The sequence below is a fragment of the Lactobacillus sp. ESL0680 genome (assembly GCF_029392855.1).
In the GTDB taxonomy this organism is placed as follows: Bacteria; Bacillota; Bacilli; order Lactobacillales; family Lactobacillaceae; genus Lactobacillus.
Window position 1 is genome coordinate 1,427,874 of the sequence record NZ_CP113945.1, and the last position, 20,444, is coordinate 1,448,317.

General features: G+C 38.2%; 21 protein-coding genes. 3 read left to right on the forward strand and 18 right to left on the reverse strand.

Annotated features, from left to right (window positions below; translation table 11 throughout):
• Window positions 1–12: 12 nt before the first annotated feature.
• From OZX58_RS06900 to OZX58_RS06915, 4 genes are all read right to left on the reverse strand, one after another.
• Window positions 13–630 (reverse strand): glycerol-3-phosphate acyltransferase, encoded by a 618-nt coding sequence (locus OZX58_RS06900; protein WP_277130459.1) that lies wholly within the window; start codon window positions 628–630, stop codon window positions 13–15.
• Entirely contained in the window at window positions 630–1,751 is a 1,122-nt protein-coding gene (locus OZX58_RS06905; RefSeq protein WP_277130458.1) for an LCP family protein, read from the reverse strand. The genes OZX58_RS06900 and OZX58_RS06905 overlap by 1 nt, the downstream gene beginning before the upstream one ends.
• A 99-nt stretch (window positions 1,752–1,850) precedes the next feature.
• Window positions 1,851–2,417: an aldose epimerase gene (locus OZX58_RS06910; protein ID WP_277130457.1), complete on the reverse strand. Its 567-nt coding sequence runs from the start codon at window positions 2,415–2,417 to the stop codon at window positions 1,851–1,853.
• Window positions 2,418–2,706: 289 nt separating this feature from the next.
• Window positions 2,707–2,994, reverse strand: a complete 288-nt coding sequence (locus tag OZX58_RS06915) for a type II toxin-antitoxin system HicB family antitoxin (RefSeq protein WP_277130456.1) — start codon at window positions 2,992–2,994, stop codon at window positions 2,707–2,709.
• A gap of 175 nt (window positions 2,995–3,169) precedes the next feature.
• On the opposite strand from OZX58_RS06915, the gene OZX58_RS06920 reads away from it, so the two are divergent.
• Entirely contained in the window at window positions 3,170–4,099 is a 930-nt protein-coding gene (locus tag OZX58_RS06920; protein ID WP_277140777.1) for a 2-dehydropantoate 2-reductase, read from the forward strand.
• Window positions 4,100–4,200: 101 nt separating this feature from the next.
• Here OZX58_RS06920 and OZX58_RS06925 read toward each other — a convergent pair whose 3' ends face one another.
• The 4 genes from OZX58_RS06925 to OZX58_RS06940 form a co-directional block, all read right to left on the reverse strand.
• Window positions 4,201–4,494 carry a hypothetical protein gene (locus OZX58_RS06925; protein ID WP_277130454.1) on the reverse strand — a complete coding sequence of 98 codons (294 nt, stop codon included), beginning with the start codon at window positions 4,492–4,494 and terminating at the stop codon, window positions 4,201–4,203.
• 4 nt (window positions 4,495–4,498) lie between these two features.
• On the reverse strand, window positions 4,499–5,509 hold the full coding sequence (locus OZX58_RS06930) for a nitrilase-related carbon-nitrogen hydrolase (protein ID WP_277130453.1): 1,011 nt from the start codon (window positions 5,507–5,509) through the stop codon (window positions 4,499–4,501).
• A 31-nt stretch (window positions 5,510–5,540) separates the two neighbouring features.
• Window positions 5,541–6,812: an MFS transporter gene (locus tag OZX58_RS06935; RefSeq protein ID WP_277140779.1), complete on the reverse strand. Its 1,272-nt coding sequence runs from the start codon at window positions 6,810–6,812 to the stop codon at window positions 5,541–5,543.
• Window positions 6,813–7,160: 348 nt separating this feature from the next.
• Window positions 7,161–7,931 carry a serine hydrolase gene (locus tag OZX58_RS06940; protein WP_277140781.1) on the reverse strand — a complete coding sequence of 257 codons (771 nt, stop codon included), beginning with the start codon at window positions 7,929–7,931 and terminating at the stop codon, window positions 7,161–7,163.
• Window positions 7,932–8,209: 278 nt separating this feature from the next.
• Here OZX58_RS06940 and OZX58_RS06945 point away from each other — a divergent pair, with 278 nt between their 5' ends.
• On the forward strand, window positions 8,210–9,043 hold the full coding sequence (locus tag OZX58_RS06945) for a DegV family protein (protein ID WP_277130450.1): 834 nt from the start codon (window positions 8,210–8,212) through the stop codon (window positions 9,041–9,043).
• 67 nt (window positions 9,044–9,110) lie between these two features.
• On the opposite strand, the gene OZX58_RS06950 is transcribed toward OZX58_RS06945, so the two are convergent.
• From OZX58_RS06950 to OZX58_RS06990, 9 genes are all read right to left on the reverse strand, one after another.
• Complete coding sequence (locus OZX58_RS06950) at window positions 9,111–10,541, reverse strand: MFS transporter (RefSeq protein WP_277140782.1); 1,431 nt, start codon at window positions 10,539–10,541, stop codon at window positions 9,111–9,113.
• A gap of 133 nt (window positions 10,542–10,674) precedes the next feature.
• On the reverse strand, window positions 10,675–11,091 hold the full coding sequence (locus tag OZX58_RS06955; protein WP_277140783.1) for an SRPBCC family protein: 417 nt from the start codon (window positions 11,089–11,091) through the stop codon (window positions 10,675–10,677).
• Window positions 11,092–11,164: 73 nt separating this feature from the next.
• A complete protein-coding gene (locus tag OZX58_RS06960; RefSeq protein WP_277140784.1) occupies window positions 11,165–11,992 on the reverse strand; it encodes a helix-turn-helix transcriptional regulator in 828 nt (275 codons plus the stop codon).
• A 12-nt stretch (window positions 11,993–12,004) separates the two neighbouring features.
• The gene (locus OZX58_RS06965) at window positions 12,005–12,571 is read right to left on the reverse strand and encodes a GDSL-type esterase/lipase family protein (RefSeq protein WP_277140785.1); all 567 of its coding nucleotides are present in this window, start codon (window positions 12,569–12,571) and stop codon (window positions 12,005–12,007) included.
• Between the two features lie 90 nt (window positions 12,572–12,661).
• Window positions 12,662–14,677 (reverse strand): PTS sugar transporter subunit IIA, encoded by a 2,016-nt coding sequence (locus OZX58_RS06970; RefSeq protein WP_277140786.1) that lies wholly within the window; start codon window positions 14,675–14,677, stop codon window positions 12,662–12,664.
• A 149-nt stretch (window positions 14,678–14,826) separates the two neighbouring features.
• The gene (locus OZX58_RS06975; protein ID WP_277140788.1) at window positions 14,827–15,120 is read right to left on the reverse strand and encodes a PTS sugar transporter subunit IIB; all 294 of its coding nucleotides are present in this window, start codon (window positions 15,118–15,120) and stop codon (window positions 14,827–14,829) included.
• A 25-nt stretch (window positions 15,121–15,145) separates the two neighbouring features.
• Window positions 15,146–16,543, reverse strand: coding sequence for a PTS transporter subunit IIC (locus tag OZX58_RS06980; RefSeq protein WP_277140789.1), 1,398 nt, complete (start codon window positions 16,541–16,543; stop codon window positions 15,146–15,148).
• Between the two features lie 26 nt (window positions 16,544–16,569).
• A complete protein-coding gene (locus tag OZX58_RS06985; RefSeq protein WP_277140791.1) occupies window positions 16,570–17,022 on the reverse strand; it encodes a PTS sugar transporter subunit IIA in 453 nt (150 codons plus the stop codon).
• A 109-nt stretch (window positions 17,023–17,131) separates the two neighbouring features.
• A complete protein-coding gene (locus tag OZX58_RS06990) occupies window positions 17,132–17,860 on the reverse strand; it encodes an L-ribulose-5-phosphate 4-epimerase (protein WP_277140793.1) in 729 nt (242 codons plus the stop codon).
• Between the two features lie 215 nt (window positions 17,861–18,075).
• Here OZX58_RS06990 and hflX point away from each other — a divergent pair, with 215 nt between their 5' ends.
• Window positions 18,076–19,359 carry a GTPase HflX gene (gene hflX, locus OZX58_RS06995; RefSeq protein WP_277140795.1) on the forward strand — a complete coding sequence of 428 codons (1,284 nt, stop codon included), beginning with the start codon at window positions 18,076–18,078 and terminating at the stop codon, window positions 19,357–19,359.
• 62 nt (window positions 19,360–19,421) lie between these two features.
• On the opposite strand, the gene OZX58_RS07000 is transcribed toward hflX, so the two are convergent.
• Window positions 19,422–20,288, reverse strand: a complete 867-nt coding sequence (locus OZX58_RS07000) for a C40 family peptidase (RefSeq protein ID WP_277140796.1) — start codon at window positions 20,286–20,288, stop codon at window positions 19,422–19,424.
• Window positions 20,289–20,444: the final 156 nt, after the last annotated feature.

A 20,444-nucleotide genomic window follows, 5' to 3' on the forward strand; every position in this document is an offset into this window, starting at 1 on the left:
TGATTTTATCTCTTATTGTACCTTTATACCCAACTTTTTCTTAATTGTGTATAAAACATCGACTTCTTTACCCTTACCGACAAAAAAGTCATGAAGATCATGCCTAAACTTAAAAGTCATAATTAGCGCAATCACTAATAGGATAATGCCGACTTCCCTAATTTTTGTCAATTCATAACAACTAAACAAAAATATAAAGACCAGCGGCGGTACTGTTAGATTCTTCATGATAATCACCAAAATTAAGGCAATCAGCAAGGTAGTAACACCTGCTGGAAAATCATAAATCAAAGCAAACAATCCCGCCACGGCAACTCCCTTGCCGCCTTGAAACTTATTTAAAATTGGGAAGCAGTGCCCCAGAATCAGCCCTAAAGCTGTATAAGCCAAATTAACGCGTCCTGGGAAAAGACTAGCAACTATTAATAGTGCAACGGCAGTTTTCAAAAAATCACCTAAACAGGTAATTATGCCCCATTTTTTACCAAAAACAGCACCGACATTAGCTGTTCCGGGATTACCAGAACCGACTTTGGTCGGATCTTGATGAAAAATAAACCGGCCAATTAACATTGCACCCAGCAAATTCCCCAGTACATAACCAATTAAGATTGACCACAAACGTGTCATCAATTATCATCTTCCTCCTGTGAATTTTGCTCTTGATAATCCTGATAAATAGTATAATCCTGTGTGGCTGGATCAGAAAAGTCAAAGCCTCCAGCAGAATTACGCTTATTCTGGTAAGTTTCATTATTGTTGATTGGCATTAGAGTTAATCCCAATTCACCGCGCAAGTAGTCAGAGACGCGCTGCAACTCTTTAGTTGACTGCACCTGATAAGAAGCATCCCCGATTGTTGCGTTATGGCCATGGAGGTAATCGTTTTTAACACTTTCAGTCGAGCTGCGATAATTAAGCGCAATTTCTTCTAGCGCTTTAAACGGTAAGTTAGTCTTAACATTGCCCGAAATTGAGGTCAACACTGAATCTAGCTTGGTTAAAGTGCTGATTGAAACAGCCTTTTTAATCAAAGTTGTAATAACCTGACGCTGCCGCTTTTGGCGACCATAATCACCTTCTGGATCGTCATAACGCATTCTTGAATATGCCAAGGCGCCACCGCCGCCCATGTGGGTCAGCTGATTTTTCTTAAAAACATAGCCGCCATACTCAAAGCTAAGGGTTGGTCTGACATTAATCCCACCAACATAACGAATTAGGCGCATAATTCCCTTCATATTAACCAAGGCATAGTACTTGATCGGCACATTGATTAACTGCGAGACACTAGCCATTGTCATCTTGGCACCACCTATCCCATAGGCCGCATTAATCTTTTCAGTTTGAAATTCTTCTGCACCAACCATTTGCGCCATTGTGTCACGCGGAACCGACATCAACGTGTACCGTTTCTTTTGCGGATTGACAACAGCTAGAATAATGGTATCCGTATTACCGACTTTTTCAGTTCGATCTAGTGCCCCTGTATCAGTTCCAAGTAATAAGACGGCAAATTTTTTCTTACCGTTAAACTCGCCTTTTTTAATCTGGACTTGATTATTACTGTCGTACGTATTATCAACCGCCGTTTTGGTTCGATAATAAACGTATGCCGAATAAGCAGCTGCTGCTACAACAGCAACCGCAATAATACTTATTAGCCAGGTCCAAACTTGTCGCCGCCGATGATAGTCCTTAGCATGCAACTCTACCCGACTCTTACTCCTGCGCTTATCGTTATGATCCATTTTCTTACCCAAATATTAATTAACAATGAATGTATTATAGCAAAAAAAGCAAACCAATGCTGGTTTGCTCACAACTTCTTATTAAAATCATTACCATCTTTAACTAAGTGCTAAAGTTAACTGAAATTCGTTATCATTGTCCCCAGCCAGCAGCGCATTATCAATTGAGGCAACTACCTGCTCGCCTTTAGCAGTTAAAGCAAAATTAGCAGAATTTAACTTAATCGTTGCCTCCTGATTGGTTAATTCAACTTCATTGACACTTTCCTTAACCGTCCAGCCAGTAATTACCGGCAAAACAAAGGACAAAGAAAACGGCATTTCTTTATGTGAATTATTCTTTAAATAGCATTTAAGGTCAATTCGGTTACCCTCAAGCGCATAAGTCAAAATCATTTCAAAATGATACGGAAACTTCTTGTAACTTACCGCATCATCAATCAAAGCCAAACTAACACGTGCGTCTCCCTTATCGACAACAGTCCAATGTAAGAGTTCCGCCCAATTTTCACCTTGATCCGCACTCGGAAAGACAACCGTCAACTTCTCCTGCGCAGCATCACTTTTGAAATAATCAGACTGATTACCATGATTTACCAAACTAAGCATTTGGGCACCATCTTCAGCAATTGCGACGCGCAAAAGAGAATTTTCAATTGTTTGCATAGTTCACTCCAAACTTTCTCCCACTTAAAAATAGCACTTTAACACCACTTATGTCAATTCAGGCCTAAAACTAGCGCTTTTTTGCAAAATAAGCACTCTAAATTAATAGAGATTACATTATAATAGAAGAAAAACATTTTTCACACTAAAAAGCGTCAGCCACAAAAAAATTATTACCCTTATCAATAGCAATCTTGAGCTTTATATAATATAATAATTGTGTTCCCAAGGATTATAAGTTAGTTTTTGGAACAAGTTAATAAAAGAGCACTCCGCGAGGAGTGCTTTTTTATATTTCATAATTAATTCGATCACGTGAAGCTTCTGTCAAATCAGCCGAAACCAGCGCAACAAACGAGCCGTCATCACCCGGATCAATCTCATCAAGTGCGCTGCATTTAGGTAATACCGCCTTATCATACAACCGACTAGCCAAAGTATCGGCTGCCATCTTTAATGATTCGCGCAAGCCTTCACCTTCGGTAATTGCTCCTTTGACATCAGGAAAACTAATCACATAGAAATTATCATCAAGTGGTTTAAAAATTGCCGGATATGTTACTATTCTATGATCCATTAAATATTCCCTCCATCTATAGTACTACTTAATATTAATGATATACCTAAAATCAACGTTTGCTGTAAGAATTTGCAATTTATTTTAAATATTTATCATATTGCCCATTGAAAGCAGAAGAATTATAATTAGTGAAGTCATACACATTTTATTGTTTTTGTGGAGGAATTATATTATGAAAATTGTGATTGCCGGCTCTGGTGCAATGGGCTTACGGTTCGGCTTGCTTCTGAAGCGCGGCGGTAATGATGTCACTCTCGTTGACGGTTGGGATAAGAATATTGCTGCCGTTAGAGAAAATGGCGTTAAGGCTGATGTTGACGGCGAAACTCTTACTGCTGCCATGCCGATTTATAAGCAAAATGAAATTGCTGAAGAGGTTAACAATGTTGACCTTGTCATTGTTTTCACCAAATCAATGGCTCTAGGCTCAATGCTTGATAGCGTTAAGTCAGTAATTGGACCAAATACTTATATTCTTTGCCTGCTTAATGGCCTAGGACACGAAGAAGTGCTTGAGCAATATGTTGCTAAAGACCACATCATCATGGGTGTCACAATGAACGCTGCAAGCATGCCAGCTCCTGGTGAAACCAAATTTGACGGCAGCGGACCAACAGAATTGCAATGCTTGGCTGCCAGCGGCCAACAAGAAGTCCAAAAAATCGTCGATGTCTTTAATGAATCAAAGATTGAGGCTCTTTATAGCGAGAACGTCTTGTACTCCATTTGGCGCAAAGCCTGTGTTAATGGTGTTGTTAACTCCGTTTGTGCATTGCTAGAAGGAACTACGGTTGACTTTGGTCATGCACAAAATGCCGACGCAATTACACGCACCATTGTCGATGAATTTGCCGATGTCGCTGAACGCGAAGGTGTCTATCTTGACCGCAAAGAAGTGGTTGAACACGTCGAAAGTACTTGGACAATGGACCACTACCCATCAATGTACCAAGACTTAGTAGTCAATCACCGGCCAACAGAAATCGACTACATCAACGGCGCTGTTTGGCGCAAAGGGCAAAAATACGGTGTGCCAACACCATATTGTGCCTGCATTACCAACTTAGTTCATGCTAAAGAAGGCATGTTAAACGTTAAATAAGTTTAAGCAAAAGTAAAAAGCTTCGCAATTCGGATTTGAATTACGGAGCTTTTTTAAGTGTGTTTATGCTAGGAAAATTGTGTATATATAAGAGAAATTTATTATTTTGCTTCTAAGTCAAAGTTGGTCTTACCAAGGCCTGTCCAACGAACATAAGCTTGAGTTAAAGCAGTTGCTGATGGGTAATCTTGACCATCAAATTCGCTGATAACTTGACCTAATTTAACTGACTTGTAGTTACCAAGCCGTAAATCATAGTCTGCAGCTTCCTTGACTAATTCATCCTTGGTAATTGGGAAGAAGTTAATCATGCCGCGCTTGCTGTTTTCAAGCATTTCGCGGTAACTTTGTGCAAAGTAATGTGAATCGTATTGTGCGACAACGTATTCTGCCATTGTATTAGTCCTTTCTGCTATCTAAGCCTTTGAAACCAATGTAATCATGGTCACCAGCATTTGGATTAGCACCACCACGGTGATCATTCAAGTAACCTAAGTCACCCATCATTGATGAGTTTTGTAAGTAGCTAGCTTCACGTGGGTTAAAAGTTGCCATGAACATTTCAGCGTCCTTGGAATCTGAATGTTGCAATAATTCTCCACCTGGTGCGTAAAGACCAGAGTGACCGAACCATTGGTAGCCATCATCACGACCAGCTAAATTAGTGTAAGCAACGTAGAAGTTGTTGTGGTAAGCAGCTTCATGGTTAGTAATCATGGTTCCTTCTTGGTATGGATCCATGTAAGCAGAGATCCGAATTACCAAGTTGGCACCATTTTGCCGTGGAAGATCCCACATTTCGTGGTAGTCACCATCAGCACAAATGATTGTGGAAATCTTTGAACCTTCTGGGCCGTCAAATGGCATTAAGCCTTCGCCCATTCCTGGGTGAGTTGGTTCAGCTGGGTTCCATGGGTGAGCTTTAGCGTAAATGTTAACTACTTTACCCTCATCGTTGATAGTAATGGCAACGTTTCTTGCTTCGTCGTCACCTTCGAATTGGTAGTAAGCACCAACAACAAGCCAAACGCCCAAAGTAGCACATTTATCTTGCAATTGCTTCATGAATTTATCGTTTTCGTGCAATGGGTAATCATGAGCAACTGGACTAAAACCGTGAGTGTAAGTTTCAGGAGTGATTAACATTTGGTAACCAGCGTATGAGATTGTGGCTCTGTCCATGTACTCAAATAATTGGTCCAAATTGTCTTGAATTTGCATTTCAGCAATTTCAGTAGCAGATTTGCTTGCTAAGTATTCCTTAACTTCTGCCTTTTGACTATCAGTCTTAAAGCGAAGCCATTCGTTCATTGAAGCTTCTGAAACATAACCAGAAACAGGAGTCCGAGCGCCAGCTTGCATAAAGACCAAATTTAAATAACCAGGTAATGCGTAATTTGTCGTTAACATCGTTAACTTCCTTTCTTAAAAAATAATAAGCTTATTTACCTTCGTACAACGTTACAAAGCCGAATGCTATAGCAACTAAAATTGCCGAAACAATAAACATAATGCCGACCATGTTTGAACCCATGTTCATAATTGAACCGGCAAGCGGCGCTGCAAAGAAGGTACCAGCGTTAAGACCGATATTCATAATACCGATCGCATTAGCTGATAATGGTGCCTTCTTAACAGACATTGGTGCAAGCGAATAAATTGTTGTCGGAATTGAACCGTCAAAAATTGGGAAAATGATGATAATGGCCCAAGCTAAAGCTGTTGTGTGGATGAAGTTAAAGGCTACTAAACCGATAATTCCGTATAAAACAGCACAGCTTATCCCAAAAATCTTCTTACCGTTTTCTGATTTAATCTTGTCCAAAACAACCCCAGCAAGAATCGTGAAGAAAATCTCCAAGAAGTACATGCTGCTAAGCATTGTGTTGATTTGACCGCGAGAAAGTCCCGGTACATTTTGAACCCAAACTGATTGGATCCAAGAAACAAACGTAAATGAGCATAAAGCAAAGAAGAATGCCGCAATACCGATGAATGCAGATGACTTACCTGCAGCCTTAATTGCCTTAAATTGTGTCTTGATGTTAATTGAATCAAGCACCTTGCGGGCAGTTGAACGGTTATCTTTGCGGCCGTCGTGTTCCTCCACAATTTCTTGTGGTTGATGAACGAACAGCAAGAAAGCAACAAAGCCAACGATTAAGAAGGCAATTGCTAAGCCCCACATCCCTTGCCATGAAAAGCTGCTGGTAATTGGTGACGCCGTGAAGAAGATGATTACTTGTGAAATCGTCATCCATGATGTCCAAATTGCCATAATGATACTCAATCCGTTTTTCGAATTGAACCATTGGGTAATTAAGACCGGCCCAATAACAGCAACGATACCAACACCGGTTCCTTCAATAACTCGTGTTAAGAGCATGAACCAGATATTGGTTGAAAACATGCCAAGCACGCCGCCGACAATCGTAATAATCAAAGCGAAGATACCGACTTTGCGAATTCCGATTGAGTCAGCAAGATTAGCAGCAGTCATTGACAGCAAGACAGCGATCAATGAGAAACTTGAACTAATCCAGCCAGCAACAGACGCACTGGTGTGGAATTGCGTAATGATCATATTCATTACCGGCGAAACTTTATTTTGCGCTGTGGCAACAGCAATTCCAGCGATAACAACAGACAGGCCAATCAGCCATCTGTTATCGCGCCAAGTTTTGTGCACAGATGAGTGTGTACCTTGTCCCATATGAAAATTCCTTTCATGATTAACTAAATATTTTAAAAACTAATAAGCACAACAGGGAGCAATTATAAACACGCGGATTTATGAGCGTCAATTTTACTGCTCATTGCTCTTAGCCCTACAGCCAGTAAAAGCGCTGTTATTTTCATTTTCAAAAAAGCGATTAACGTATAGTCTTCATCACAAATGAACTGCTTTCAAAAAATCGCTAAATGTGCCCACGAAATTTTTTGAAAAAAATTGCACGAAAATTTTGCAAAAATGTAAAATTATCCGTGCAATCAAACTTATTTTTAGCCCAAAAAAGACAGATCTCCTTAGAAATCTGTCTTTTTGATTATGTAAATTAACTTAGATTGGATTTTGTTCTGTCAGCATTTGGCAAAGCACCCGACCAACATTCTGTAAAAATTGCACAGCGTGGGACTTTTCATTGGGCGTAAATTTAGTCATGGCAACACACTCAATCCATGAATCGCCTAATTCTAACCGTGCGGCATCATGCTGATAATTAATTAGGTCCCCCGTCTTATTGTAAGACTTAATTTGACTATATTCACCCATTGCCACTGGCCAAACCAGCCGGTCATAAAACATTTGGTTCTGCATACTTATCTGCACGGTCTGAGCGTATTCATCGTCATATTTAAACGCCGCATGAAGTAATTGCCCCAAACTTTTAGCATTAGCCAAATTTTCGCCATTTGTCGGCGGCGTCATTAGTCGGCGCTGCAATAAAACATTGGGATAATTTTTCTTAAGCCAAGCATTAATCTTATCCATGCCCCACGTCGTCAGCAGTGCATTGGTCGCCGTATTGTCCGACTGAATTAACATTAACTGCAATAAATCCTTGATAGTATATACCCTTGGCGAGACTAAATTTAAAGTCCCACCCGGAACAATATCTTCTGACTGCAGCGTGACTTTTTCTTCTAAAAGATTAGGCTGCTTAAGAAATAATTGCTGCCCATAAGCAGCAATCGCCAATTTAATCAAACTAGCCGTTGCCCACATTTGGTCTGTATTTACTTCATATTCTAGACCCCATGAACTATGTAAATATAGTTGAAAGTCAACCGCATGCTTCAAGCTTGCCAGTTCTTGTTCAAAGTTAACCATATATTTCACCCGTAATTCTCAGCCAGCAAGTTCCACTCGGCAAATTTGCCATTTTCGTGGGTACTTGCAAATTAAAATTATCGTTTATTTAAGTCTTCATTGAGAATGACACTTAATAATTATATCAAATAGAACCAATTATGCCTGATAATCTACAAATAAATTAAACCTTTACTAAAAACTATAAATTTAATTAAAAATATAGCTTTTGAAAATGAAAGGTAGTACTATTTTGCTAAAGTAAATTTAACAGTATTATTTTAATAAGGAATACTAATATGGATAAAATAAAAATAATTATCGATTCTAGTTCTAACGAACTATCAAATAAACAAGAAAACATTGAAATCGTTCCCCTAACAATCACTATCAACCAGCAAAACTTTGTTGATGATGAGACGCTAGACTTAAACGAGTTAAGCACTAGCATGGCAGCCAACACTGAGGCTGGTAAAACGGCCTGCCCAAGTATTGATGATTGGCTTAGGGCACTAGCAGGCAGCACCCATGCGATTATGCTGACGGTAACCAGTGGACTAAGCGGCAGTTACTCATCGGCTTACCAAGCAAAAAAGATTTACGAAGAAAATCACCCTGAAAGTCGCATAATCGTTGTTGATTCCAAGTCTGCTGGCCCAGAATTGTCACTGACCTTGCACGAAATTCAGCGCTTGATTAAGAATCATGTCCGGTTTGTTGATTTTGAACAAAAAATCGCCCATTGGCAAACTCATACACACTTGTTGGCCGTTCTGCAGTCCTTGCACAATTTGTCATTAAATGGCCGCATTAGTCCAGCAGTAGCCAAAGTCGCCCAGATGTTAAAGATTAACATTGTTGCCCAAGCAAGTACTGAAGGCAAACTTGAGCCACTCGATAAAATCCGCGGCATGAAGCGAGCACTCAAAGACGTTATCAGCCGCATGGAAGAACGCGGGTTTCATGGCGGTGAAGTGATTATTGACCACTTCCACAACCTAAAGGACGCTACCTCGCTCAAGGAAAAGATTATTGCCAAATATCCCCAAACCAAGATATTGATTCGTCCAGTTAAGGGACTTTGCGGTTTTTATATTGAAAACGGCGGTCTAATGATTGGCTTCCAAGATTAAATCCCAAAGCAAAAAGAACTTGAAGCAGTTAAAATGCTTCAAGTTCTTTTTTGTCGACTAATTAATACTAATCTTTTTTAAATAGACGCCAGCCACTTAAAATAACTGTTATCAAACAAATGATAATCGAAATTAAGAAGACAATGTGCATCCCATAAATAAAAATTTCTGGCTGCTTAGGTAAATATTCCGTTACCCGCACACCCTTTTTGGCACTCATTGCCGCAAACAGAACAGTTGTCGCACTAGAAATACCAATTACCATCCCCAAATTACGGGAAAGTGAATTGATACTGCCGGCAACACCCAAGTCTTTTTGCTCAACCGAACTCATGACTAGCGAATTATTCGGTGAACTAAAAATACCGCTGCCCAGTCCCATAATGGCGATACTGACGATAAAGAGCCAAAGCGGTGAAGTTAAATTACACAGATAATAACCAATTTGACTTACAAGCAGTAACAACAGCCCAATAAAAGTAATCAATTTGGGACTAATTTTATCAGAAATTGACCCCGCAACCGGTGCCGCAAATAATTGTACCAGCGGCAAAATCATCAAAATATAGCCAGCTTGACTAGGCGATAAGTGCCGCGCATTTTCCAAATAAAATGGGGTCACAACATTAAAGAAAAAGTTGGTAATAAAAATCAATAATGCACATAGCAGGCTGACTGAGAAGTCAGGATTTTTAAACAAACTAAACCGCAATAAGGGATTAGTCGCATGATTTTCTGTATAAACAAACCAGCAAAAACTGAGTAAGCCAATCGCCAGCATTAATAAAACTGCTGCTGCCGTGAAGCCAAGCTGCTGACCAAGAAAAATCCCGCCAAATAGGCTGACCATACCTAGCGCAAACGCAAATGAACCAGTTTTATCAAGTGGTGCCTTAGTGAAAGTAATGTCCTTAGGTAAAAAGATGGCGCCAATAATTGCCGCAACAAGACCAACGGGAACATTCAGCCAAAAGATATATGACCATGACAAATGCGATAAAATCAACCCGCCAAGACCTGGTCCCGCAATCGATCCTAAGGCTACGAAGGACCCAATTGTCCCAAGGGCCTTCCCACGTTCAGTATGCGGAAAGATTTCCGTGATAATGCCGTTGTTGGTCGCCATCGTCATTGCTGCGCCGAAGGCTTGAATTGCCCTTGCAATCAGCAAAAACAGCAAATTAACTTTAAAACCAGATAACAGCGAACCGGCAATAAAGAAAATTGCTCCTAACCGAAAAATTTTAATTTTACCTTGCAAGTCACTCAACTTGCCGAAGAAAAGAATAAAACTACAGACAACAATTAAATAAAGCGAAACTACCCATTCTGATTGGCTCATCGAAATCCGCAAGTCATTACTAATCACGGGCAGCGCAATATTAACGATTGTCCCATCCAAGGTTGACATAAAGGTAAACAAACCCACTGCCACCAAAATCCACCAGCGATTTTTTTGCACTTTGGCATCAGTCTGGTAACTTAAATTCTGTGTCATTATTCCAAGTCCTTTCAACTACTTTCAATTTAGTTAGGTACCTTATGAAGATAAATTATACACTTTATTTAGTCCTTGCCAAGTAAAAAATAAATAGCAGTTACTCAACAATGAATAACTGCTTGTTGATCATTTAACTTTGTGCTTCTAAAACTTGAGCAAGATTATTTAAGTTAAGATTAAATGCATGCTTAGCTATTGGCTTTAATAATTTTAATGGTAATTTACCTGCAGCTTGATCGGCTAAATAAAGGCTTTCTTTAATTAGTGTCTTGCCACTCTGTTTACTAAGTTGAAATTCAACTTGATATGCAATTTTACCTTGGGTACTAACATAAGTCACCTGATCATTATCGCTAATTATCTTTATTTGCTCGCGTTTATTAGGGGCTTCAGTTGTCCGCTCAATCACAAATTGGTCACTTGATTGCTCCGTAATTCTAATTTCTGGTACCCACTTCAATATTGACTGTGGTTGTAATAAAAACCGTTGTACCTGTTCCTGATTTTGATTAACTAATCTGACATTTGTAAAAATTTTCTGTTCCATATTTAGAACCTCCTTGAATTTATAGTCCTAGTTTATGAAAAAAGAAAATTTAAAGATAATCAGAATACTGATATTAAATCTGATCAAAGATTTTTTCAGTAAATAATTCACTTAAAAAGCGACTCTTGTGTTCATTTTCTAATGCCTGATCTTCTTGACCAGTTTTCTGTGCAATTTTAGCAAGTAAAAAGTAGCAGTTAGCCAACATGTAATGTGAATTATGTTCGGTAATATATGTAACTCCTCGATCTAACCAATCTACTGCCGCGCGAATTTTACCAGCTTGATAATTAATTAAAGCCGCCAGATAAAACAGCACGTTAAGATTTTCAGAATAATTAATTTGATTAATGTCGGCCAAGGCCTTAGCTAGTAGTTGCTCCGACTCTTTCTTTTGACCTTGTTCCAAATTAACCAGACTTAATGAAATTAACGTTAGCCGCATTAATACCGAAGTTAAAGACCCCGTTTCATTACAAGCTAAGGCAAGCTTGAGATTTTGCTTCGCTGCAATTAAATTATGATCGATTTGAAAATCAGTTATTGCCAGATAGTAGTAATAAGCTTGTTCTTCTGCTGCCGTTTGCAGTTGATTAATTGTCGCCTTTTTTAAAAGAAAAGCGCGAAGTTGCTCATAATCATGCAGATTGCACAACTTGTCCAATTTTGTGTTAAGTGAGGGCTGGCTACTAATCGCAAAATTACTTGCCAAGCTAATTGTATTTAGTTCTATTCCCAATCGCTGACAAAGCTCAATTAACAGCTTGGCATTGGGAACATACTTACCATTTTCAATTGCCGACAGCATTGACTGCGCGCAAATATTTTCTGCTGTTTCTTTTTGCGTCATCTTTTTCGTTTGCCGCGCCGTCTTCAGTGCCTGCCCTAATTGATTAGCCATCTTGTTACCTATCTACTCTATCTGTTTAACAATTAAATTTCCTAAAAGCGAATATCCCTGCTGCCCAAAATGCAAGCCATCATTTAACTCACCACGACATAATTCTGATAAGTTGCCCTGTTCAATCATTGCCTGATACAAATTAATAAACTGACAACGATATCGCTGTGCCACATTTTTTATAACTGCAGCATAGTCCCCAATTAATTGATTGTTCCGGTGAATTTGCTTAGTTTCATCTACTGCCGGAGGTGTAACCAAAATCGTATTTTGCGGATAATACTGACACAATACGCTTGAAACAATCAAATTCATATTCTGCTCGAATTGCTCAAGTGGCACTTGCTTGTGTTGGGCTAAATCATTGGTTTCCAGCAAAATTATTAATTTATCCCAGCGTTTTTGCCTTAATACCAATTCACTCAACATGGCATAAAATGCTCCGGAATTAATTCCAGAAACCGCCGTATTATTAAGTTTAAGATTCTGGTGTAACTTTTTTAGTGTTGCGTTTAATCGCGGCTCTTTCAATCCTTCTTTGCGCGCCACGATACTGTCGCCAGTCAATAATAGTTTCATTTGTAATTCCTCTATTTTAAATATTGAATATATTTTACAGCAAGTAAACAAAAAATACGTATACTTTAAAGCATACGCATTCTTTAAATATTAGCTAAATGACAGCAAGAACTTTCTTACTTCCTGTGAAGTCTTAGCATTCAATAATTTGTCTACATTTTTTTCATTTCTGATAATATCAACCAATTGTTCTAGTGCTCGTTCATGTTCTCGCTGCAATCCAGGAGACAAAACAAACATACAAATTACAGTAGCTTTTTGACCATGAGCCTGAATTATCAGTGGTTGATCTAATAAAATTAAGGATAAGCCTACAGCTTTGTTGCTACTACTTGGGGCAGCATGAGCTAAAAAAATATTGCTACTAATTAACATATAGGGACCATACTTATTAATCAGGTCACTAATCTTTTTGAAATATAAATTATCAACCAAAGCGTCTTGTTCAAGTAAATCACAACCAACTTGTAAAACTTGCTGCCAAGATAAATTACTCCTATTATGAATAAATTTTATTCGTTTTGCCGGTAGCAAACTGCCCAAATTAGGCAAATCTCTTCTATTACTTTTATTATTATCAGGAAAAATAAATTTATCTAGACTCAGTCTTAAACCATTTTCATCCTTAACTTCTGCATATTCATTAATAATTGATACTAAACTATCAACTGCACTTGCATTATGCTCAATCTTACGAGGAACCTTCTCACGTAAAAAACTTTCAATAATACTCTGATCGTGCTTAGTCAAAACTGCTTTGACATTAACAATCGGTATCGGATAAGTCGCTTCTTTAAGCGGTGCTGTACTGACAATCAACCTTGCTTGATAAGTATTGGTAAAAATTTGTTCTAGATCATGAATTTCAAGTGGGGGTGAAAATTTAATTAACGGATACAAACGACTAAGCTCATGATAGAGCATAGCTGAAGTTCCGATACCGCTAGAACATACAACCAATACTTCAGCCAAAGAGGCGCGCTTAAGTTTATCACCATTTGAAAAATCTTGATAGCCCTTACTATTAATCGAACCAAAATATAAACAAATTAATGCCACTTCTTCAGTCGGTAATTTCTTTTGCAAATATTGTTCAAGCGGTGCACAAGCAATTGCAGTAAACTTAACCAGCTCCGGATATTGCCGTTTAATTTCATCAACTTCATTTGAATAAAACGGTATGCCAAACTTAACCCTAAAAAAGGTCGCATAAAGATGATTACATAAAACTTTAGTAAACAACTTATATGAAATCTGCTGTTCTGTTAACTGCTCATAGCGAAAAATTATTTCTTGAGCTATATTAGCAAGATCATGATATAAACTTGGTTTCACACAGGTAACTTCAGTCGCCTGTGAGCAGAGCATTATTTTACTAAGGAAAGTAACTTCGCCATTTAAGCAGTTCTGATTAGTTAGTTTTAAAAGTAATTTAGAACATGTACCTAACACACCTTTAGTATTGTCAGCAATCCATGAATAGTCATCATTATTCTGCAGACAGTGGTGGTGCATAATTCGCCATTTACTAAACATTAACCAGTAAGTTAATTGTTGAATAGAATTTTCAGAAAAACTCATCCGCAATTTTTGTTGTGCTTGAACAACCAACTTTCTTGTTGCCGCAATTGGATAATTCAGCTTTTTAATGAAAGTAAATGCCAACTTATTGTGATGAAGCAATAATTCATAGATAGTCAACCTGATAGCAGTTTCATTACTAGCAATTCGATGACCAGTTCGCGAACTAGTAATTTCTAACAAGGGAAAGCGTGACTTAATTATTTTGAAATCCTTGATAATAGTATTACGTGAACAAGCAAATCGATCAGCTAACTCATTGATTGAAACATTTTTGCCACTACCAATTAAATAAAGAACAATAATTGTTTGTCGGTCAGGTGCATTAACAACTGTTCTTGTCGATTTGGATATAACTTGCAATCTATTACTATGCCTTTCTATTACCTTTTTGGTTTGATCTGGCATTTTATAACCGTAGCGTGGGATATTAATAATTTCTGCTAAATTATTTTTCTGCAATTCTTGATTGATCGAGCTTAACCAATTAAAAGCTGTTCTACGCGAAATATTAAAAGTTTCCATTATTTCTTTTAAACTAATAAAATCAGGTGCTTTTGCCAAATACTCTAATAATTTATTAGCATTTATTAATTTAACAGAACCATTTTTCGTCACGCTAATCACCCTTCAATTGTAGCGAACTCCCCTTTACCTAAAATATTTTTATAGGCTTAATTAAGATCCAACTTATCAATAATTTCGTCAATTACTGCATCAACACCAATATTAGTTAATAGTGGCAAGCCATTGATTACTGGAATTTTAATTGCATCATTATCATATTGTGTTGTTGTAATTACTAAGTCATAATCATTTGCAAGTGATTCTACTTGAGCAACTGAAGATTGACCTAAAGTATACTTATCGCTATCAATTCCATGATTACTTAGTTCCTCTTGCAACTTGTTCATTGCACTAGTACTAGTAACTACTCCTGCACCACAAGCAACCAAAATCTTTTTCATAATATTTTCTCCTTTAAATTAAAACTTATTTTTTGTCTTTATTTGCTGCTAATTGATTTTCTTCTGCAACAATTTTCTTTCTATTCCACCAGCATAAGCCAACGATTAAGATAATCCCAATTACATAAGCAGCAATCTTAAATGGTGCTACTTGAACAATTAACCAAGGATACGGATTAGAGCCATAGTCAATACTTGAAATCATAGATGAGCCTTTTGGTAATGCAAAGTGAGCAGCTCTAGCACATTTAGTAACTAATGGTGCCAAATTCGTACCAATCCATAAGCCAATAACGACGTTTACTGCACCAATAATAAATGATCTAAAGAAATCGCCATGTGTTATTGAAACAATTAATGGAAACATGAAGACAAAGCCGACCAAACCAATGGTTGGTAAGAACTGATTACCCGGTAAAATAAAAGCAAACAGTAAAGCTACTGGTATCATCAAGGTAGCACAAGCCAATACTACAGGACTACCAATACCAACAGCTGTGTCCATACCAATGTAAATTTTTCTCTTACCAGAAAATTTCTTCTGTGTAAATGCTTGAATGGCATTTGAAACAGGGACAACTCCTTGTAAAAGTAGTGCTGCCATCTTAGGAGTAATAATCATCACAGCTGATAAAGTAACACCCATTAACATAATCTTACCCAATTTAGTTGCAATCGTCATACCTGGAATAAAGCCATAAGCTAAAATACCAATAATAATCCCAATGGCAAATCCCAACAACGTTGGTTCACCCCATGAACCAAATTTCTTATTGAAATCCTTAGCATCCATATGAATTTTATTAATACCTGGAATTTTATCAATAATCCAGTTAAAGACAATGGCAATTGGAACAAATGAACCTGCATAGCCATGAGGAATTGAAATTCCCGGTAATCCCAAGTATTTTTCAGACAATGGCGCTGTTCTATCAGCAGTTACCATAATCACAATCATATTGACACTAGCCAAAAATAGACTCAAGACAATATCTTTAGTTAGGGCATAAACCAATGAGCCACTAAAGGCAAAGTGCCAAAAATCCCAAATATCAACATCAATTGTTGACGTAGTCTTTGTTATTAACATTAAAATATTAATCGCAATGCCTAGTGGAATCATACTTACACCAACTGCAGTACCATAAGCAATTGCGGAAGCTGACGGCCAACCAACATCAATAACTTGCAAATTCAAGTGCATAACCTGAATCATATTTTTAATAGCTGGATTCATCACATCAGTTAAAATTGAAACAGTCGCATTTAACCCAATAAAGCCAATTCCAACCATTAAGCCACCACGCAATGCCTTAGTAAAGGGGACACGCACGCAAAGGCCAAAGATTAGCATAATAATTGGAATTAACACAGTTGGTCCTAATCCAACAATATACATGATGAAATCAATAATCGGTTTCATAAATAATTCCTCCCAAATAATACTTTTTAAATGCATTCACTTACTGCATCATAGAGCTTCTTGTTATCAGTAATTTTTTCTAACTGAGCCAATAACTCCTGATTTTGAAATAAAGCCATTAATTTTTGTAACATTTCCACTTGACTATGTGGATCCTTCAAAGCCAACATAACAACAATTTGAACTTCTAAAAGCTGGTCGGTTACAGCCATATTGTGAAACTCAACCGGATGAGCTAATGTTGCAAAAGTTATTGCAGCCTCATTAACATACTGCACATCGGTATGTGGAATTGCCACCGCAATTTTTCCACTAGGTAGTCCAGTTGGATGAATTTGTTCACGTGCTTTTACAGCTTGTTCAAAAGTATCTTTAACCTTACCGTTATCTTTAAGTTGCGTTGCCAAATAGTGAATAACTTCATCAGCTGAATTAGCCTCAACTTGTGCAAAAACCAACTTTGGACTTAGTAATTCCATTTATTCACCTCCTATTCATCCTCTTATACCAAATATTTAATCATTTATAAAAGCGCTTTATAAGTAACGCAAAGTAACTAATCTTAGTGCAACTAATTGACTAGCAAAACTATGAATGTTTTGCATGTGTCTGTGACTGTGCATTATTTTGACCATAATAGGCATTCTTACCATGCTTGCGATAATAGTGCTTATCCAGTAAGTATTGTGGTAATTCACTATTAGCCCTTGTTAGTTGCAAAGTGTGATAATCTTCCTCAGCCACTACTTCTAACACCTTAGCGTTATATACCGCCTTTTTGGGCGTTTCACCCCAGCAGAATGGACCATGTTGACTGACCAATGCTCCTGGAGTCGCCTCATAATCTAAACCGCGTTCTTTGAATGTCCGCACAATAGACTTGCCAGTATTACCTTCATAATCTTCCTCAATTTCAGCCTTAGTTAAAGCATTAGCTGCCGGAATTGCATTATAAAAGGTATCAGCATGAGTTGTATTCATTGCAGGAATATCCATTTTGGCCGCTGCAAAGGCTACAGCCCAAGGTGAATGGGTATGGACAATACCGCCAATCTTAGGAAAGGCATTGTACAAGACAGTATGCGTCGGCGTATCACTCGATGGGTTCAGCGTACCTTCAACTACCTCGCCTTTAAGATTAACTATCACTATATCATCGGGTTTCAGTTGTTCATATTCCACACCTGAAGGTTTGATAACAAACAAGCCGCTGTCACGATCAATCCCAGACACATTGCCCCAAGTAAAAGTAACCAAATCCAGCTTAGGCAGTTGCATGTTAGCTTCATAAACTTCTTTTTTCAGTTGTTCTAACATTATTTCTCCTTTCTAAGTAATCGCTTTCTTAATAATTGAAACATGAAGTATCTAAATCTATAAGTCACACTAGCCAATTATTTTTAGTGCAAGCAATTGACCAAAACAAATCTGACCAGTAAAGTCTAAATTAACTTCTTTCGCAGAAAGCCACTTTTGTACTACAATTAAGCTAACTACCTACCATTAAAATGATTACATTAGAAAGAACGCAAATGATCGATAACACACCTCAAAAAATCAAAGCCTACATTGCCGGCGTCAACTTAAACGACCCTAACTTTGATTATTACATGACTGAGCTGGCCAACTTAACCATGGCTAATAATATGGAAGTCGTTGGTCAATCACACCAAAATGCCGTCCAAGTTGTTGCTGGGACATACTTTGGTCTTGGCAAAATCAATGAAATTAAGGACCTAGCCCACGGACTAAAAGCCAAAGTACTGATTATCAATGATGAACTGTCCCCAGTCCAAATTCGTAATTTAGAAAAATTAAGCAAATTACGGGTAATTGACCGCACCGAATTAATTCTAGAAATTTTTGCCAGTCGCGCCCGCTCAAAGCAAGCTAAATTACAAGTGCAACTAGCCAGACTGCAATATGAACTGCCTAGATTGCATCCTTCTGAAAATAATCTTGACCAACAGCGTGGTAATGGTGGTTCAACCGGCGGTGGGTTTGCCAACCGTGGTGCCGGTGAATCCAAACTAGAAATGAACCGCCGAACCATTGGCAAGCAAATTTCGGCAATTAAAAAAGAATTAAAGGCAATTACCAGCCAGGAAGAAATCAAAGCTAAACGCCGCAACCAAAACCACATTCCTAAAGTTGCCCTAGTAGGCTACACCAATGCTGGTAAGTCAACCACAATGAACGGTTTACTCCAAGAATTCACCAACGAAAATAGCGACAAGCAGGTGTTTGTTAAAAATATGCTGTTTGCCACGCTGGATACCAGTGTTCGCCGAATTGAACTGGGGAATAATTTTAGCTTCATCTTATCTGATACTGTTGGTTTTATTTCCAAGTTGCCCCACAATCTGGTGGAATCGTTCAAAGCGACTTTGCAGGAAGCAAAAGATGCTGACCTACTAATTAATGTCGTTGACGCCGCTGACCCTAACATGATTCAGATGATCCGCACTACCCAGAATGTACTAGCTGAAATCGGTATCAAAGATATTCCAATGATTACCGCTTATAACAAGGCTGACAAGACCGACCGTAATTATCCGCAAATCGAAGGCAGCGACATTCTATATTCAGCGACGGATCCAGCTTCAATCAAAATGTTGGCGCAATTGATTACCAAACGAATTTTCGCCAATTACGAGCAGCTTGAACTATTATTGCCGTTAACCGATGGCAAGGCACTAGCCTACTTGCACGAACATGCCCAAGTGATGGACGAGCAATATCAAGCTGACGGCGTTCATGTTACCGTTCGTCTGGCACCAGAAAAGCAGACACAATTTCAAAAATATCTTATTTAAATAATTACAAGCAAAAAGCAGTTAGTTGACTTAACATCAACTAACTGCTTTTATTAATCATTTTATTGTAAAACTCGTTTAGCAACTGACGGATAGAAGTATGAACTAAGTGTCTGTAAAACTACCCCTTGCTCAGGTGTTGCGGCACTAACATATTGATTGTTACCAACATAAATCGCCACGTGATATGGTGCGTCCGTCGAACCCCAAAAAAGTAAATCACCCGGCTGCAATTGACTCATATCAACTGTCGTACCAACTTTGACCTGATCTGTCGTCACTCGCGGCAAATTAACACCGCCGGCTTGGTTATAGACATACTGAACTAATCCAGAACAATCAAAATTGTCAGGACCATTGCCGCCCCAGGCATAACCTTTACCAACCTGGCTTTCAGCCAAATTAACGACAGACTTGGCTTTTTGACTAACATTACCACTCACTACCGTATTAGCAACTGTGGTTACATTATTACTAGTATTATTGGCAGCTGGCTTATCCTTAGCTGCCGGCTTGGGCTTAGTCGTAGTTGGTGCCTGCGTTTTTGCTGGTTTTGCTTTCTTAGGCTTTTTTGCCGCCGAAGTCTGCTCTTGCGGTTTAGCAGCCGCATCATCATCCGTTACTTCCGTTGTATAACGGGCTTCAATCCATTCATCAACGCCAACTTTATACCATAATTTACCTTTTTTATCGACGGCTGTAGCAGCAACGTTCCACTTACTTTCATTTTTAGCACTAAAATCAATCGGCCGACCGCCATCATAATTTGTCCAAATTTTAATGCTTTTTCCAGGTAAATAATTAATCTGTACGCGCTTAATTGGTTCTTTTAGCGTTGCTGCATTAACTGCCTTTTGTGGAGCAACAGTAGCAATGCCTGTTAGGGTTAAGGCCGCCGCTAAACCCATCTTTAAAAAATTACGTTTCATTAACATTGACTCTCCTTTTTTGGTAGCGAAAAGTGATTATAATTTTACTTAATAACCTTATTTTAGTCGCCTGAAATTTTTAATCAAGTCATGTCTTTTAATAAAGAAAAAAGACACTTAGAAAATTGTTCTAAATGTCTTAATTTATTTGGGTTA

What these genes read in the sequence shown, in the direction of transcription:
- OZX58_RS06900 (WP_277130459.1), bottom strand. Translation starts at nt 630, where the DNA reads ATGACACGTTTGTGGTCAATCTTAATTGGTTATGTACTGGGGAATTTG.
- OZX58_RS06905 (WP_277130458.1), bottom strand. Translation starts at nt 1,751, where the DNA reads ATGGATCATAACGATAAGCGCAGGAGTAAGAGTCGGGTAGAGTTGCAT.
- OZX58_RS06910 (WP_277130457.1), bottom strand. Translation starts at nt 2,417, where the DNA reads ATGCAAACAATTGAAAATTCTCTTTTGCGCGTCGCAATTGCTGAAGAT.
- OZX58_RS06915 (WP_277130456.1), bottom strand. Translation starts at nt 2,994, where the DNA reads ATGGATCATAGAATAGTAACATATCCGGCAATTTTTAAACCACTTGAT.
- OZX58_RS06920 (WP_277140777.1), top strand. Translation starts at nt 3,170, where the DNA reads ATGAAAATTGTGATTGCCGGCTCTGGTGCAATGGGCTTACGGTTCGGC.
- OZX58_RS06925 (WP_277130454.1), bottom strand. Translation starts at nt 4,494, where the DNA reads ATGGCAGAATACGTTGTCGCACAATACGATTCACATTACTTTGCACAA.
- OZX58_RS06930 (WP_277130453.1), bottom strand. Translation starts at nt 5,509, where the DNA reads ATGTTAACGACAAATTACGCATTACCTGGTTATTTAAATTTGGTCTTT.
- OZX58_RS06935 (WP_277140779.1), bottom strand. Translation starts at nt 6,812, where the DNA reads ATGGGACAAGGTACACACTCATCTGTGCACAAAACTTGGCGCGATAAC.
- OZX58_RS06940 (WP_277140781.1), bottom strand. Translation starts at nt 7,931, where the DNA reads ATGGTTAACTTTGAACAAGAACTGGCAAGCTTGAAGCATGCGGTTGAC.
- OZX58_RS06945 (WP_277130450.1), top strand. Translation starts at nt 8,210, where the DNA reads ATGGATAAAATAAAAATAATTATCGATTCTAGTTCTAACGAACTATCA.
- OZX58_RS06950 (WP_277140782.1), bottom strand. Translation starts at nt 10,541, where the DNA reads ATGACACAGAATTTAAGTTACCAGACTGATGCCAAAGTGCAAAAAAAT.
- OZX58_RS06955 (WP_277140783.1), bottom strand. Translation starts at nt 11,091, where the DNA reads ATGGAACAGAAAATTTTTACAAATGTCAGATTAGTTAATCAAAATCAG.
- OZX58_RS06960 (WP_277140784.1), bottom strand. Translation starts at nt 11,992, where the DNA reads ATGGCTAATCAATTAGGGCAGGCACTGAAGACGGCGCGGCAAACGAAA.
- OZX58_RS06965 (WP_277140785.1), bottom strand. Translation starts at nt 12,571, where the DNA reads ATGAAACTATTATTGACTGGCGACAGTATCGTGGCGCGCAAAGAAGGA.
- OZX58_RS06970 (WP_277140786.1), bottom strand. Translation starts at nt 14,677, where the DNA reads ATGGAAACTTTTAATATTTCGCGTAGAACAGCTTTTAATTGGTTAAGC.
- OZX58_RS06975 (WP_277140788.1), bottom strand. Translation starts at nt 15,120, where the DNA reads ATGAAAAAGATTTTGGTTGCTTGTGGTGCAGGAGTAGTTACTAGTACT.
- OZX58_RS06980 (WP_277140789.1), bottom strand. Translation starts at nt 16,543, where the DNA reads ATGAAACCGATTATTGATTTCATCATGTATATTGTTGGATTAGGACCA.
- OZX58_RS06985 (WP_277140791.1), bottom strand. Translation starts at nt 17,022, where the DNA reads ATGGAATTACTAAGTCCAAAGTTGGTTTTTGCACAAGTTGAGGCTAAT.
- OZX58_RS06990 (WP_277140793.1), bottom strand. Translation starts at nt 17,860, where the DNA reads ATGTTAGAACAACTGAAAAAAGAAGTTTATGAAGCTAACATGCAACTG.
- hflX (WP_277140795.1), top strand. Translation starts at nt 18,076, where the DNA reads ATGATCGATAACACACCTCAAAAAATCAAAGCCTACATTGCCGGCGTC.
- OZX58_RS07000 (WP_277140796.1), bottom strand. Translation starts at nt 20,288, where the DNA reads ATGAAACGTAATTTTTTAAAGATGGGTTTAGCGGCGGCCTTAACCCTA.